This is a genomic window from Pseudomonas thivervalensis (genome assembly GCF_001269655.1).
Taxonomy (GTDB): Bacteria; Pseudomonadota; Gammaproteobacteria; order Pseudomonadales; family Pseudomonadaceae; genus Aquipseudomonas; species Aquipseudomonas thivervalensis.
The window spans coordinates 65,757-80,696 of record NZ_LHVE01000010.1; the positions used below are offsets into that span (position 1 = coordinate 65,757).

The 14,940-nt window shown below is 61.7% G+C and carries 8 protein-coding genes; 2 read left to right on the forward strand and 6 right to left on the reverse strand.

The window, feature by feature from the left end; all coding sequences use genetic code 11:
- Positions 1–8 precede the first annotated feature (8 nt).
- Complete coding sequence (locus tag AD659_RS15185; RefSeq protein ID WP_053122672.1) at positions 9–1,064, forward strand: hypothetical protein; 1,056 nt, start codon at positions 9–11, stop codon at positions 1,062–1,064.
- A 68-nt stretch (positions 1,065–1,132) separates the two neighbouring features.
- On the opposite strand, the gene AD659_RS15190 is transcribed toward AD659_RS15185, so the two are convergent.
- A complete protein-coding gene (locus AD659_RS15190) occupies positions 1,133–1,897 on the reverse strand; it encodes an SDR family NAD(P)-dependent oxidoreductase (protein ID WP_053122675.1) in 765 nt (254 codons plus the stop codon).
- A gap of 303 nt (positions 1,898–2,200) precedes the next feature.
- Between AD659_RS15190 and AD659_RS15200 the strand changes: the two genes are divergently transcribed.
- Positions 2,201–6,376 (forward strand): DUF5801 repeats-in-toxin domain-containing protein, encoded by a 4,176-nt coding sequence (locus tag AD659_RS15200; RefSeq protein ID WP_053122681.1) that lies wholly within the window; start codon positions 2,201–2,203, stop codon positions 6,374–6,376.
- 421 nt (positions 6,377–6,797) lie between these two features.
- Here the strand turns inward: AD659_RS15200 and AD659_RS15205 are convergent, their stop codons facing one another.
- The 5 genes from AD659_RS15205 to AD659_RS15225 all read right to left on the reverse strand — a co-directional run bounded on the left by AD659_RS15205 (position 6,798) and on the right by AD659_RS15225 (position 14,885).
- Positions 6,798–7,484, reverse strand: a complete 687-nt coding sequence (locus AD659_RS15205; RefSeq protein WP_408003305.1) for a LuxR C-terminal-related transcriptional regulator — start codon at positions 7,482–7,484, stop codon at positions 6,798–6,800.
- A gap of 474 nt (positions 7,485–7,958) precedes the next feature.
- Positions 7,959–9,332 carry a TolC family outer membrane protein gene (locus tag AD659_RS15210; RefSeq protein ID WP_053122687.1) on the reverse strand — a complete coding sequence of 458 codons (1,374 nt, stop codon included), beginning with the start codon at positions 9,330–9,332 and terminating at the stop codon, positions 7,959–7,961.
- A gap of 2 nt (positions 9,333–9,334) precedes the next feature.
- Positions 9,335–10,660: an HlyD family type I secretion periplasmic adaptor subunit gene (locus AD659_RS15215; RefSeq protein WP_172681733.1), complete on the reverse strand. Its 1,326-nt coding sequence runs from the start codon at positions 10,658–10,660 to the stop codon at positions 9,335–9,337.
- Positions 10,629–12,413 (reverse strand): type I secretion system permease/ATPase, encoded by a 1,785-nt coding sequence (locus AD659_RS15220; RefSeq protein WP_053122690.1) that lies wholly within the window; start codon positions 12,411–12,413, stop codon positions 10,629–10,631. The genes AD659_RS15215 and AD659_RS15220 overlap by 32 nt, the downstream gene beginning before the upstream one ends.
- 102 nt (positions 12,414–12,515) lie before the next feature.
- Complete coding sequence (locus AD659_RS15225; protein ID WP_053122692.1) at positions 12,516–14,885, reverse strand: CehA/McbA family metallohydrolase domain-containing protein; 2,370 nt, start codon at positions 14,883–14,885, stop codon at positions 12,516–12,518.
- Between the last annotated feature and the right edge of the window lie 55 nt (positions 14,886–14,940).

Genomic DNA, 14,940 nt, shown 5'->3' on the forward strand with positions numbered 1-14,940 from the left:
GAGAGCCTATGGCCGTTCCCCTTCAGATCCCCGCACACCCTGGGGAAGACCTGCGCCCCAACACCCTCATCGCCGACGACCTGCTGAACCCTCGCGGCCTCTGCCTGCAAGCCGATGGCAGCCTGCTGCTCACCGAAGCAGGCTCAGGGTTGCCCGACCAACCCTTCAGCGGCCGTATCAGTCGTCTGCGACCGGATCCGCAGCGGCCCGGCGCCTACCTGCCCCGCGAAACCCTGGCCCAAGGGTTTCGCGCCATGAACATGCAGGCGCGCATGCTGCGCGATGAAATCATGGGCGTGTCGGACATCGCCTGCGGTGACGGACGCTGCCTGGTCAGCCAGACCGATTACGTCGCCGGTTCCAAACTGCTGGACCTGCAATTCACACCGCCCGAGCCGGTCTTCCATAGCCGCGGCAATCTGAACGCGCTGTGCTACCACCCGACCCGCCGCAGTTGGCTGGCCGTCAAGCCCGATACCAATCAGTTGGTGGAGTTCGTCACAGGCCAGGAAGAGCGCGTGCTGGTCCAACTGCCCGAACTGGATCAAGGCCAGGAAGCCGTTCCCGTGACCCTGGTGTACGAACCGGCGACAGGCGCCGTGCTGATCAGCCTGTTCTCGGGCGAACTGCATGGCGACCCGAGCCGCAAGGGCATCGACTTTGCCGAGAAGGCAGGCCAGGTAATCCGGGTCTGGCCCGCCAGCGCTGAGATCGAGATCCTGATTCGCGGCCTGCAACTGCCCACCGGGCTGGCGCTGCGTCCCAATGGCCAGCTGTTGGTGCTGGAACTCTGCGAGCGCCTGCAACAACCGCTGCTCCCCGACTGGAACGGCGAACCTTTGCATGGCGGCTTTACCCGATTCAGTGGGCGACTGCTGAACTGCGACTTGCAAACAGCCCAGGTCACCGTGCTCGCCCGCGACCTGGATACCCCGTCCAACCTGTGCCTGTTACCCGACGCGGTACTGGTCAGCGAAGGCATGGGCCTGGTCGGGCGGCCACTGCCTACGCCAGATGCACACGCGGTGCCATTAAGCGGCAGGCTTCGTCGGGTGCAACTCTGAACAGCTCAAGGCCGAAGACAAAGAAACGGCGCTTATCCTTCACGGGATAGGCGCCGTTTTTCCTTGACTCAACCAGCGGTGACCGTCATGCCACCGTCCGCCATGACAATCGAGCCGACAATAAAACTGGCACGGTCCGACGCCAGGAACGCAACCACCTCGGCAATTTCTTCCGGCTGCGCTGCCCGACCGATGGGTGCGGCCTCACCGTGCTGGGCGAGGAACGCCGGGCCGTCCTCGACCACATCATTGAGGATGTTGGTGACCACATCACCAACACCGATCGCATTGACCCGAATACCATGCTCGATGACTTCCAGCGCCAGGGTACGCGTCAGTTGCGCCAGGGCACCCTTGGAGGCGGTGTAGGCAGCGATGGTCGGGAAGGCAAAATAGGACGCATAGGAAGCAATGTTGACGATGGCGCCCGATTTGTTGGGCATCATCGCCTTGACCGCTTCGCGTGAGTGCAAGAAGGCGGCGGTCGCATTGACCGCCTGGATGCGCTCCCAGTCCTGGCGCGTCATGTCGATCACCAACTTGTTGATGATGATCCCGGCATTGTTGACCAGGATGTCCAGCCGGCCGAACTGCTCGACCGCCAGGCCGACGGCGCGCTCGGCGGCGCCATCCTTGGTGATGTCGGCCTCCAGCGGCACCAGCCCCGGACGGGCCAGCTCATGGACGGCGGGGTTGATGTCCTCCGCCACCACCTTGGCGCCGCGGGCATGCAACAGCAATGCGATGGCCTTGCCGATGCCACTGGCTGCGCCGGTGACCAGTGCAACCTTGCCTTCGACTTCGTGGGGAATGCTGTGTTGGATATCGGTCATGATCGCTCTCCTGCGTGAGCGGGCCGACGAGACATTCGCCGGCCCGGCGCCCGTGGGCGCTGTCGTTATCGACGGCTTCACTGTCTCGCAACGGCGATTAGCGGGCTTTCGCAGGCTTGCTGGGACTGTCGGGGTTTTGCGCGAATCTGCCCGCGCCGACACAATCCCATTACCGGTGGCATAGGCCGGAACTCCCACTCCGCCTGGGAGTATCAGCCGATACGCAATCACTCCGGGCTTCCCCATAGTGCGGTCATAAGGTCAACGGTCAGGCCTCGATGACCGCATGCTCTGGAGAAAGTCATGACTATTCGCGAGCAAGACTCAGCGCTGCTGAGCGATCCAGCCTCGCTATACACTGCAACCGCCAGCACCGGCCTGGGGGTCGTAGCAACCGGCGTCAACGTGACGCTGGATGAAACCGCCAATTTGCAGAACGGCGCCGCCACACCAGGCGCTCCAACGGACGCGGATGACAACGACATTCTGGTCGCGTCCCTCCCCACTGCCTTCGCCAGTCGCCTGACCGCGCTCGGTACAGGGACCGCAACGGGAGCAGCCTTGAGCGGCTATACCGGCGACGTAGGCAACACCGGCAGCGATGCGTTCACGGTCAACGCCGCGCCTGGTGCAACCATTACCAATATCAGCTTCGTCGGCAGCACCGGTGCGCCGCTCGACGGTGTGGACAGCGGGCTGGATACGCTCAACGGCACCAGCATCCTTCTCTACACGGACACCAACGACAATATCGTTCTCGGCCGGGCCGGCGGGCCCGCCGGTGCCATCGTCTTCGCCGCGTACATTGAAGAAACCGCCACCGGCGGCAAGATCTGGACCGTGCTCTACGAACCGCTCCAGCAACCGGTCAATACCAACCCCGACGATGCCGTCAACCTGCTGGACAAAGTCTTCATCGGTGCGAGCCAGGACCTGCAATTCAGCCTGGCCGATGCGCCTTCCGGGCAGAACCTGTTCCTGATGTTCACCACGGCGAACCCGACGACGGAGCTGGTCGACGGCGTCCTGCGGATCACCGAGCCCACCATCATCGCCACCGGCAAGAACCCGGCCGACCAATCCAGCGGCGCCAACATCACCACCGGTGACACGATCAACACCAGCCAGGCCGGTGGGCCGACAACCTTCGGTACCAATAACCAGATGATCGTGGAACAGGAAGGCATCCGTTTCACCTTCGTCACCGGTGCCAGGCAGGATGTGACCATTCCCAACCTGGACCAGACCGAAGCGGATGTGGAATCCAACATCGACTTTACCGACGTCTTCAATACGAAGATGGCTAACTTCGATGTCGTGCAATTGCAGGCCGGCAAGACGGCCGTGGTAAAAATCAGTGCGTTCAGCACCGCGGCTGAATCCGGGGTGAACTTCGTCAACGGCTACACCGGTGACACCTCGGTGGCGATCAGCAATGTCCGGGTCATCAACATCAGCACCGGGGTAGTCATCGAGAACTCGGACGGCTCTGCCAACGATGCGGGCATTGTCATCAGCTTCGCGTCCGGGGTGGCCACCATCACCGGCGTCAAGGCTGGCTACACGATTGAATACACCACCACGTCAGACCATAACCGCGTGCTCATCGAAAACGGTGCGGCCCTCGACGCCAAGGGCACCAACCACGCCGACTTTGACATCGGCGGCTTCACGCTGGTCCAGGCTTCTGTCACGAAGACCGAGATCGGCTCGCAGATGGTCTTCGAAGACGATGGGCCGAGCATCGGCACCACCGGCACCGAGCCCACCCTGACCGTGGATGAAACGCTACTGGGCACCAACGCCACGCAGAACTTCGCCGCCAACTTCACCTCCGCCTACGGCGCCGACGGTGCCGGCACGCTGACCTATGCCCTCGGCATGGTGGCCGGCGCTTCCGGGCTGACCGATACGGCCACGGGCGAGCTGGTCAACCTTTCGCTCAATGGCACAACAGTGGAAGGTCGCACCGCCACGACCAACCTGTTGGTGTTCACTGTCAGCGTCGCCACCAATGGCGATGTCACCCTCGACCAACTCCGCGCCGTGGTGCATCCCGACACGACCAATCCCGACGACGCCCAGAGCCTGACCTTGGACAACCTGGTCACGCTGACCGCGACCAAGACCGACAGGGACGGCGACAGCGTTCAAGCCACACTCGACATCGGCCAGAACCTGGTCTTCGAGGATGACGGGCCAAGCATCAGTACCACCGGAACCGAGCCCACCCTGACGGTGGACGAGACGCTACTGGGCACCAACGCCACGCAGAACTTCGCCGCCAATTTCAGCTCCGGCTATGGCGCCGACGGTGCCGGTACACTGACCTATGTCCTCGGCATGGTGGCCGGCGCTTCCGGGCTGACCGACACGGCCACGGGTGAGCTGGTCAACCTCTCGCTCAGCGGCACCACGGTAGAAGGTCGCACGGCCACCACCAACCTGTTGGTGTTCACCGTCAGCGTCGCCACCAATGGCGATGTCACCCTCGACCAGGTCCGCGCCGTGGTGCACCCCAACACCACCAATCCCGACGACGCCAAGAGCCTGACCCTGGACAACCTGGTCACGCTGACCGCGACCAAGACCGACAAGGACGACGACAGCGTCCAGGCGACGCTCAACATCGGCCAGAACCTGGTGTTCGAGGATGACGGGCCAAGCATCAGCACCACCGGCACCGAGCCAACGCTCATGGTGGATGAGACGGTATTGGCGACCAACGCCATGCAAAACTTCGCCGCCAACTTCGTCTCCGCCTACGGCGCCGATGATGCCGGCACACTGACCTACGGTCTCGGCGTGGTGGCCGGCGCATCCGGGCTCATCGACACCGCCACCGGCGAGGCGGTCAACCTCTCATCCAACGGCACAACGGTAGAAGGTCGCACGGCCACCACCAATCTGCTGGTGTTCACCGTCAGCGTGGCCACCAATGGCGATGTCACCCTCGACCAGATCCGGGCGCTGGTGCACCCCGACGCCACCAATCCCGATGATGCGAAGAGCCTGGCGGACAACTTGGTCACGTTGATCGCGACCAAGACCGACAAGGACGGCGACAGCCTCCAGGCAACGCTCAACATCGGCCAGAACCTGGTGTTCGAAGACGACGGCCCTTCCGTCGCGTTCGGCAACCTGATCGGTACCGGCAGCGTCCTGGCGCAATATGGATTCTGGGATAAATCAGCCGGGGCCGACGGGCTGGGTGCGGCGGGCCTGGACATCTCGTTGGTCAATGGCCAGTTCACCCTGGTCAGGCCCGACGACACGACCACCACCGGGACCGGCACCCTCACCGAGCAGGCGCCCTCGCCGGACGCCAACGGCGCGTACCATTTCGCCGGGACATTGACCGGTGACTTCGACAACAACGCCGCCACCGCCAATACCAGCGTCGACTACACGCTGACCGCCTACGCCAATGGCAGCTATGCCCTGGACCTGGTGCAAGGCTTCAGCTCGACCATCGTGCGCAGCAGTGCCGACGGTTCCCTCGATGCCGGCGGCCCTGATCCGGTGCGCACCTTGTTGATCCCTGAGACCAACAATCCGGCCATCCCTTCGGCGTCCGAAGAAATCGTGTTCTTCTCCGCGAAGGCACTCGCCTCAACCACGGATATCCTCGCCGGCATCGGCCTCGGCGCCCCCGACCCTACCGAGGCCACGCTGCAAACCACGCCCCTGCCGTCCTACATCGATCCGACAGCCATGAACGTCAGCACGTCCGGTATCGGGGTCGGCAACAACCTGCTGCAAGGGGACAACCTGGCGGCCATCGGCGCTGCCGATGAAAGCTTCGTGATCAACCCGGAAAGCCTGCTGACGGGCATGAAAATCTTCATCGACAACTCGGTGGCAGGCTACAACACCGCGACTGAAGACCTGTACTTCCGGATCTACTACGAAGACGGCACGTTCTCCAACCTCACCGAGGTCAACACCCTGACGCCCGAGGCTGGGGGCCAGGTGTCCTTCGAGGTCGAGCGCGAGGGCACGGCGATGATCGATGCCGTTCAGCTCACGATGGGCCGTGGCGCGATAAAGATTCCGGTCATCCAGTTCATCCAGGAAACCGAGAACCTGGCCAGCGATGTGAAACTGTCGTTCAACGCAACGCTGACGGACAAGGACGGCGATACCGCGACCAGTGCGTTCGACGCCAACCTGTTCGCCAATAACACGGCCGATGCGCTGTTCGACTACACGCTGGTGGGCACGGGCGGTGAGCGCGATGCCTTCAACATCGACCTGACCTTCACCGAGAACCTGTACCAGCTCACGGGCTTCGATGTCAGCCAAAACCTGCGAGACACGCTGGTGCTCAATGGTGACCAGGGCGCCGTTGTCCAATCGATCGATAATGCCGGAGCAGACAGCATCGTGACGGTCGCCGAGACGGGCGGGCAAATCACCACCATCACGCTGGTGGGTGTCGATCTGCTGAGTAGCGACGTGGTCTTTGGCAACGCCTGAAGCATCGCGTGCGGGAAAGATGCGAGGATGGCCTGGAAACCATCCTCGCATCGCTTTTTATGCCTTCCCTGATCACGACGAAATCCAGCACACCCCACAGAGGAATCTGTGCCGAACTCAAATCTTTTGCCCTATGAAGATCCAATGTGGGAGCGAGCCTGCTCGCGATAGCGGTGGGTCAGCTTGCATCGATGGTGCATGTGCCGCCGTCTTCGCGAGCAAGCTCGCTCCCACAGGGGGATCTGTGCTGAACACAAGTTTTTTTGTCCTCTGGAGATCCAATGTGGGAGCGAGCTTGCTCGCGATAGCGGTAGGTCAGCTTGCATCGATGGTGCATGTGCCGCCGTCAGGGCGGAACCCTAAGCGGCCGTTACCGCAGCTATGTACTCAATCAACAAAATCCTAGCCAGTTCCAACAAGGTCAATCCAACTCCACCCAAGTAGCCTCCGGAGGCTCCTCATTGTTGGTAAGCCCATGCTTGAGCGCATACATCAACAGGTCGATGCGATTAATAAGATCAAGCTTCTGATAAATATTGCTCAGATGATTGTGCACCGTGTGCTCGCTGATACCCAGGCGCCCGGCAATGCTGATGTACTTGGCAGACGGATCCCCCACAATGGCACGAATCAACTCCTTCTCGCGCAGCGTCAACCGAGCCTGTTTCGCCTGCTCCAGATTGCATTGGGTGGTGGCATGGCCGATGGACGCATAACCGGAAAGCCCCCCGGCCCACGCCCTGTCCAGCCCGATATCGCGATGATGCACTTTGACGATGGCTTGAATGATCGACTCCGTCGGGTCTTCGGCCAGCACGATACCCCGTGCCCCCGCCTCGATCGCCTGGGCAACAGGAACGGCCTCATACAATCCCTTGAGCACGAGCACCTTCATCTCCGCGCTGCGGGTCAACCCCGCGACGACTTCCAGTGGGTTCAACGCATCGGGAAAGAAACTGAAAAAAATCACATTGGGCCGCAACTGATCGGCAAGATCCAATGCATGGGTATACGTGGAAGCCTGGCCACTCACTTCCATCTGTGGCTTTCTGGCATTGATCAAGTCATGAAGCCCCCTAAGAACGAGAGGACGACAATCGATCAGCATCACGCGTATCGGTTTTCTTTGGTCCGGCCTCATATCGATACCCCCCTCGCACGGCAAACCAGGATGTTCACTGGGTGCTCTGGCGGGGGGTGCGTGCATTTCAAGAAGCCGGACGAAACCATCGAGACAACCTGAATAGGAATAATTATCAACAGCTTACACATGATAATGTGCTCCTTTCGAGCTCGTAGGCTGAGTCTAGGCCAGCCCGGCGCACCGCCGACCGCCCATTAGCCAGTCGTCTGCCAACGCCCGGCGCCGACCGTCTGGCCAACCTTCTCGAAAAGTAAATAAACACTTTTAAATCAGTTCGTTAAGCTACCAGCGAGGAATCGGCAAGCCTGCCGAGGCTGGAAGAGAATCGTCAATTAATCGACGAATGGTATGAACTTAGATGCCGTAATAAAACGACTGGAATTTAGCGTCAAAAAACCAACTGTGTTGACTCTCCTCATGGACGCAAGCATGTCCTGATCAGTGAACGGCCTGGCCAGCGCTGCCGGGACTCAACCACCCATTCACATTCTCAATGCTCTCGGCCGGTGGTTTTCCCGCCCAGCGATTCAGGATCAGCACATTGCTGAGAAAGTCGTATTGGGTTTTAAGCAGATCACGCCGGGCACGGTATTCATTGCGTACGCTGGCCAGGACATCGACGGAGTTGACCATCCCGTAGCTCAGCGCCTTTTCTGCGGCCACCCGAGAGAGTTGTGCCGACTCCAATGCCAGCCGGTTCGCACCGATTTTTTCGCCATTGGAATTGGCGGTCAGGTAGGCATTGGTGATCTCCTTGACCACCCGGCGCCGGATCGCCTCCAACTGCTGCTCGGCGATCACCTGATCCTGATAGAGCCCACGAACCCGCGCCGACGTGGATCCGCCGCTGTACAGCGGAACCTGGATACCTATCCCGGCGACATAACTGTCCGTGCGGGGTGCCAGGGAGTTGTTGTAGCCCTCATTGGTCTGTTGGGCGCTCAGGTTCAAGCTCAGGGTCGGATAGTGTCCGCCCTTGCCACTGCGCAAGGCCGCCCCCGCCGCTTCGACGCCGCTCTCGTTGGCCTTGAGCGCCGGGTTGAGTGCCATGCCATCGCGAACCCAAGTCTCCAGGCTGTGTGCCGAGACTTGCAGCGCAAGGTCATCACGAATCCGGTTGAGTCGTTCCTTGACCGGCCGGCCGACAATCTCTGCCAGCGCCTCGCGACTGAGACTGGCCTGGTTGCGGGCATCCAGTTCCTGGGCCGAGAGCAGATCCACCCGGGCCTTGAGATCGAGTTGATCGGTGATCAATGCCAACTGCTTTTCGTACAACGCGTTGATCCGGTCCAGGCTCCTCTGAGTGGTCAGCCGCTCCGCCCGCACCAACTGCAATTCATCCTCGGCCGCCAGTGCCGTGAAGTAACGCCGGGCCAATTCCACCGAAGCCTCGGCCTGGGTGTCCAAGGCCTGGGATTCGGACTGCCGGGCCAGGCTCTTGAACTTCTGATAGTTCTCCCACGCGGTCTTGTTGTAGAGGTACTGACGCATTACCAGGCCGTAGCTTTCGCTATCGAAACTGCGCTGCACCAGATCGCTTTCCTGATGAATCCGGTTCGACCCGGCGTTGAACGACAATTGCGGCAAGAGCGCGCCCATGGCTTCGCGCTGATGCTCCTGACCGGCCTGCGCTTGCGCATAGGACGCCAATATTTGCGGGTCCTCCAGCCGTGCCTCGCGATACAACTGCATAAGGTCGGTGGAAAACGTCGAGGCATTGACCCCATTGGGCGCGGCCGTCTCGGCCTGCGCCAGAACGGCACCCGCTGCGAGCATCAAGAAACCGCCTAGCAGAATTGTCGACGTGGCCATGGTCATTCCTCGATCATCGATTGAGAAAGCGCATTGCGAGCCGGCTGCATCAGGTACTGCAGCAGCGTGCGTTGCCCGGTGATAATCAACACGTCCGCCGGCATGCCCGGCAACAATTTGCGCTCACCCAAGGTGCGCGCCCCCTCCTCGGTCACCCGTACCCTCGCCAGGTAATAAGCCGTCCCGGTCTTTTCGTGGGTCATGCGGTCTGCAGACACGCTGCTGACCTCGCCTTCGATCACGGGCGTCGTGTCGCTATTGAATGCGCCGAAACGGATATCGGCACGCTTGCCGATGGCAATGCGATCAATATCCACCGGCGCCACCTGCGCCTCGATGATCAGATCGGACACCGAGGGCACGATATCGAGCAGTGGCGTCGCCGGGCGCACGATCCCGCCAATGGTATGCACCGTCATGTCGATCACCATGCCCGCATCGGGCGCCCGGATGACGATGCGAGCGAGCCGGTCTTCCAGGGCCGAGGTTTTCTCCTGCAAGTCGTAGATCCGGGTCTGGACCTCTGCCAGTTGTTTGGTGACTTCAGCAGTGAAGTCATGGTCGACTTGCAGGATCTGCAACTGTGTTTCGTTGATCTGCAAGCGCGTCCGGTCAATGGCAGAACGGTGATCGGCCACCTCTGAGCGGAGCAGCCCCAACTTGCGCTCTTGTTCGAGCAGGCGCTGCTTGTCAACGAACCCCTGTTTGAGCAGGTCGGCCAACTCATCGATTTCGCTGCTGTAGGATTTCTCCAAATGAACCTTGGAACCGACCATCGATTCCAGCCCTTTGATCTGCTGGCGGAACTGGCCAATGCGCTCACGCAGCACAGCAATCTGGCCCAGCCGTGAACCTTGTCGAGCGTTGAATACCCGCGTCTCCCCCTGGCGCGCCTCCACGCCCCGGACACTGTCGGGATCGGCACTGTTGCCAAAACCGATCGCCGGCAAACTGTCGCGCTCGGCCACAAGCCTCGCCTCCATGGCCCTGGCCGCGATCAGTTGGCCCCGGGCCATTTCGTATTCGAAGCGCAATTGGGCGTCATCCAGAATGATCAGCGGATCGTCACGCTTGACGATGTCGCCATCATGGGCGAGCAGCGCCTTGACGATGCCGCCTTCAAGGTGCTGAACGGTTTTTCGATAAGCCTTCACGGTGACCACACCGGGTGCGTAAGCGGCACCGTCGAGGGGGGCGACGGCAGCCCAGGTGCCGAACAGGCCGAAGATCACGGCGATAATCACAATGCCCAGGCGACGAATCTTATGATCGGTAGTTGGCAGGTCGGTGAAGCTCTCAATTTGACGACTGGGCACCATGGGGTTCATTGGAATCACCCTTGCCGGTATCGACCGAAGCCGTGCCGGTGCTTGCGGGCACGGCTGGCATCTGTGCCTGCTGTCGCTGCGCGTTAAGTTCGGCCAGGACATGCTCGCGTGGCCCGTAGAGACTGATAACCCCAGCGTTCATCACCAGCAGTCGGTCAAGCTGCGACACGATGTTGGTGCGATGGGTAATGACAAATAACGTCGCGCCGGTCTGCCTCAACTGCAGGATCGCTGCCGCGAGGGCGCGGTCGCCGACGTCGTCAAGGTTGGAATTAGGCTCGTCGAGAACGATCAGCCGTGGGCTGCCATACAGCGCCCGGGCCAGTCCGATGCGCTGGCGCTGCCCTGCCGAAAGCATGAGGCCCTCGCTGCCGATGACGGTGTCGTAGCCATCGGGCAGTTGCAGGATCATCTCGTGAACGCCAGCGACTCTGGCCGCCTGGATCACTTGCACCGAATCGACCGCGGCGAAACGCGCGATGTTTTCGCCGAGGGTGCCTTCGAACAACTCGATGTCCTGGGGCAAGTAACCGATATGGGGCCCGAGCGCATGCTTGTCCCAAGCGCTGATGTCGGCGCCATCGAGCCGAACCACGCCATGCTGCGGGGCCCAGACGCCCAGCAACGCCCTGGCCAGGGTCGACTTGCCCGCCGCACTGGGGCCGATGATGCCCACCATGCAACCGGCGGGTGCGCTGAAGCTGATGTTCTTGAGGATCGGCGTCCTGGAACCGGGGGCCGCGACAATCAGGTTTTCGACTTGCACATGCCCTTGGGGCGCCGGCAAAGCCATGCGCTCGGGTTGCGCCTGCTGTTTATCGAGGATGTCATTCAGGCGACTGTACTGAGAGCGGGCGGCAATAAAGCCCTTCCAACTGCCAATGATCAGGTCGATGGGTGCCAGCGCACGTCCCAGCAGTATGGACCCGGCGAACACCAGGCCAGCCCCGACTTGATGGTCCACGGCCAGGTAGGCCCCCAAGCCCAGGACCAGCGATTGCACCAGGATGCGGAAGGTCCGCGACAGCGTGCTGATGAGCGCCCCGCTGTCGCTCGCTGCCGATTGCAACAACAGCACGTTGCGTTGCCGCCGTCCCCAACGATCCATCAGGGTTTCCAGCATGCCCATGGACTCGATGACTTCGGCGTTGCGCAGGTTCTTGGTGGTGTAGAGCGTCGCGCCGATGTGCTCTTTGTTGGCCTGGGCCAGCACCGGCCCCGTCAGTCGTTCGTTGACGAACGCGAGCGCGAGCAACAACAACGCGCTGGCCGTCGCCACCCAACCAAACCAGGGATGGAACAGGAACATCACCGCGATATAGATCGGCAGCCAGGGCGCGTCGAAAAACGCGAACAAACCGTTGCCGGAGAGAAACTGCCGCAAGCCCGTCAAGTCATTGAGCGATTGCGCTGAGGCGTCCATGCCGCCGCTTTCCAGGGCTCGCTTGAAGCTGGCCCGGTAGACCTGGCGACTGAGCAGCACATCCAGCCGAGTGCTGACCCGAACCATGATGCGCGAACGGATCCATTCCAGCGAACCGAGGGTCACCAGCAATGCGGTCATGATCAGCGTCAGCATGGTCAGGGTCGTGAGACTGCCGCTGGTGATCACACGGCCATAGACCTGGAGCATGTAGAACGTGGGGACGAGCATCAGCGCATTGATGAAAAAGCTGAAAAACCCGACAGAAATAAAGCTGTCCCGGCAGGCTTTCAGTGCTTTTTTCAAGCTGCTTTCAGGTGCGCTTCGCATTGAAACCCCCTGCTCGGGTGACCCTCCTCTGGAGCTTAGATCATGCCGGACAACGGCGTGTAGCAATTGGCCAGATTGTTTTCTGTCAGGCAGTTGGGGCGGCTACAGGGTCAGAAACAGCGCGGAGGTCCAGACCCGCGATTGATCCCGCTGGCGGGCGCAGATGAACAAGGGATGTTCACGCCCGGGGTCAAGCCCCAAGCGGGCCAGTTCGATCTTGCCCTGCAATTCACGGGGCAACGGCGCAGCGGTCATCCGTTCCAAAGACATCTTCAACTCCGCGCCCGGCAACGCTTCGACCACTTGCGAGCGCGCCAGCAGCTCATCGCCGGACAGCGCCATCACCACCGTCGGCGCATGTACGTAAGGTTGCGGTTCGGACGGGTCGCCGACCTTGACGTAGTTGTCGATACGGCTGTGGATCTGCAGCGTGGCGCCGGCCAGTTGCGACAGGTCGATTTCGATGCTGTCGGTATCGCCGTTGGTGTCGGTGCGAAACGCCAGGACCGTTGCGTCCTTGCGCCATACCGTCTGTTCGGGATGATCGAGGCCCAAGGCGCGAAAGCCATTGATGACCGCGCCGGTGATGCGGATCTCGCCGGTCCAGTAAGCGCCGCGGTAACGGTCCTTGATCCGTGCTCCGCCCAGGCGCAAGCGAATGCGCTGTGCAGAAAAACCAAGTTCTTGATGCAAGTTGCGCGACCAGATCAACTGGTCGCCATCGAACAGATCGACCTGCTCCCAACCCGCCTCCCCCAACAGTCGATAATCCAGGGAGGCATTCGAATCGGCAGCGAAGACTTCACCCATGAAGTGCTGGCCCTGGCGCAGGCTGGCGAACGAACGTTCCCCGGTCGTGGCAAAGGTGCGGCGGGCGCGCAAGGCCTTGCCGACGCTGGCGCGGTCGAACGCCTCGGCGACAACGCCGGTCAGCCCGCCGCGAGAGCCGAACACCGCCGTGGCCGGAACGCCGCCACCGCAGCGCCCCTGGTGTTCATCACTGTTCGCGGCAGCGCCGACCCGATAGCCGCGCTGCAGCGCTTCGGCGTAGACCCAATGGAACTGGCCCCAGGCCGAGCCGACCTCGATCAGCCGTTCGAGCTCCGGGTGATGCCAGTCGAGGTTACAACGGCGTCCGCCGACGTGAGGCATCATCAGATGACCTTCCGGGTCCTTGGCATAGGCGGCGTACAGCTCGTCCACCGGCCAGGCGCCCGGCTTGATGGTGCCGGCAGTGAACTCGTTCCATTCGAAGGAACGCACCAGTCGCCCTTGATTGTCGAAAGGGAATTCGGGTTTGCGGTCATGCAGAAAGACGACGTTGCGGTCGCCACCCGCACAGGAGTTACCGCACCATTCGGTGCCGGGGTAACAGACGAATCGGCCCGGCTCATTGAGTTCATGGATCAGCTTGACCGCCTGGTCCCAGCGCTGCTCGGTAATATTGAAGTCGTTGGCGGTGTAGCCGAGGACGTCGAGCCCGGCGACATCGCGGCCGTAGCTGAGGTTGTACAGGGTATCGTTGGTGCCCACCGTGTCATCGGAATGCACGTGCAGGTCGGCGTAGAGCGGGCGCAGCGCAGTACCGGCCGGATCGACCGTGACGAAGGCCTGGGCACCGTCGACAAACGGCGCCGCCACCTTGGCGGACAAACGCCACTCGCCCACCGCGCCTAGGTCGAGGCCCTCGAGCCGGGCCGTCGCCCAACCTTCGGATGCCAACGCGAACGGCTGCTGGCGCTCGCCCCCCTCCGGGTCAACCAGGGTCAAGACACCCGCGAGCGGCAAGTTTCGGCAGGTGTTGCCCCAGGCATCGTCCACCCGCAACAGCACATCGAACGCTTCACCGGCGCTGACCAGTCGCGGCACGATCACCTGCACGCGCTGCGCCGGACCCGGCACGATGTCCAACAAGGGATCGCCCGGCACCTCGGCAAATTTCGAACTGCCCAACGGGTCGATGAACAGGCGGAAACGGAAGTCCTTCTCGACGAAGCTCTGCACCCGCGTCCCCGCCCCGCCCTGGCGTCGGTCGCCCAGGCGAATGATGACTTTGTCGCCCGGGTTCAGGTAACCGTCGATGATGTCGATGATGATCGCTTTCTGGAACGGCCGCTCGTGGCCCTTCTGGTCGAAGCGCACTTTCAAATGCTGCACCGTGGCCGGGCTCTGGCCGGGAACCAGCTCACCGGCCTGGTATTCGGCGCTGACATAGTTGGGACCGGCCGGGTTCGAGGTCTGGAACAAGGCCCAGTCGGAATAGAACTTGAAGGCCAGCTTGAGCCACGCACCGTCGGCCAGGCCGCTGCCACCGACCTCGTAGACCAGGGTGATTTCATCCCACTGCCCGGCGACCAGCGTGTCACGGTCGCAGTGGATACTGCCCAGGAACGGACGTTGCTTGTTGCGTTCGTACAGGCCTTGCGGGGCGATGTAGTGCCCGGCTTCGCGGGGATCGAAAACGTTACTCACATGACACCTCGTGCAGTGGTCCACTGAAGGTTTGAAGGGGGGAGCGAAGGCAACG

Excerpts from the sequence above, each read along its gene's own strand:
- AD659_RS15185 (WP_053122672.1), top strand. The coding sequence starts at position 9 with ATGGCCGTTCCCCTTCAGATCCCCGCACACCCTGGGGAAGACCTGCGC.
- AD659_RS15190 (WP_053122675.1), bottom strand. The coding sequence starts at position 1,897 with ATGACCGATATCCAACACAGCATTCCCCACGAAGTCGAAGGCAAGGTT.
- AD659_RS15200 (WP_053122681.1), top strand. The coding sequence starts at position 2,201 with ATGACTATTCGCGAGCAAGACTCAGCGCTGCTGAGCGATCCAGCCTCG.
- AD659_RS15205 (WP_408003305.1), bottom strand. The coding sequence starts at position 7,484 with ATGCTGATCGATTGTCGTCCTCTCGTTCTTAGGGGGCTTCATGACTTG.
- AD659_RS15210 (WP_053122687.1), bottom strand. The coding sequence starts at position 9,332 with ATGGCCACGTCGACAATTCTGCTAGGCGGTTTCTTGATGCTCGCAGCG.
- AD659_RS15215 (WP_172681733.1), bottom strand. The coding sequence starts at position 10,660 with ATGAACCCCATGGTGCCCAGTCGTCAAATTGAGAGCTTCACCGACCTG.
- AD659_RS15220 (WP_053122690.1), bottom strand. The coding sequence starts at position 12,413 with ATGCGAAGCGCACCTGAAAGCAGCTTGAAAAAAGCACTGAAAGCCTGC.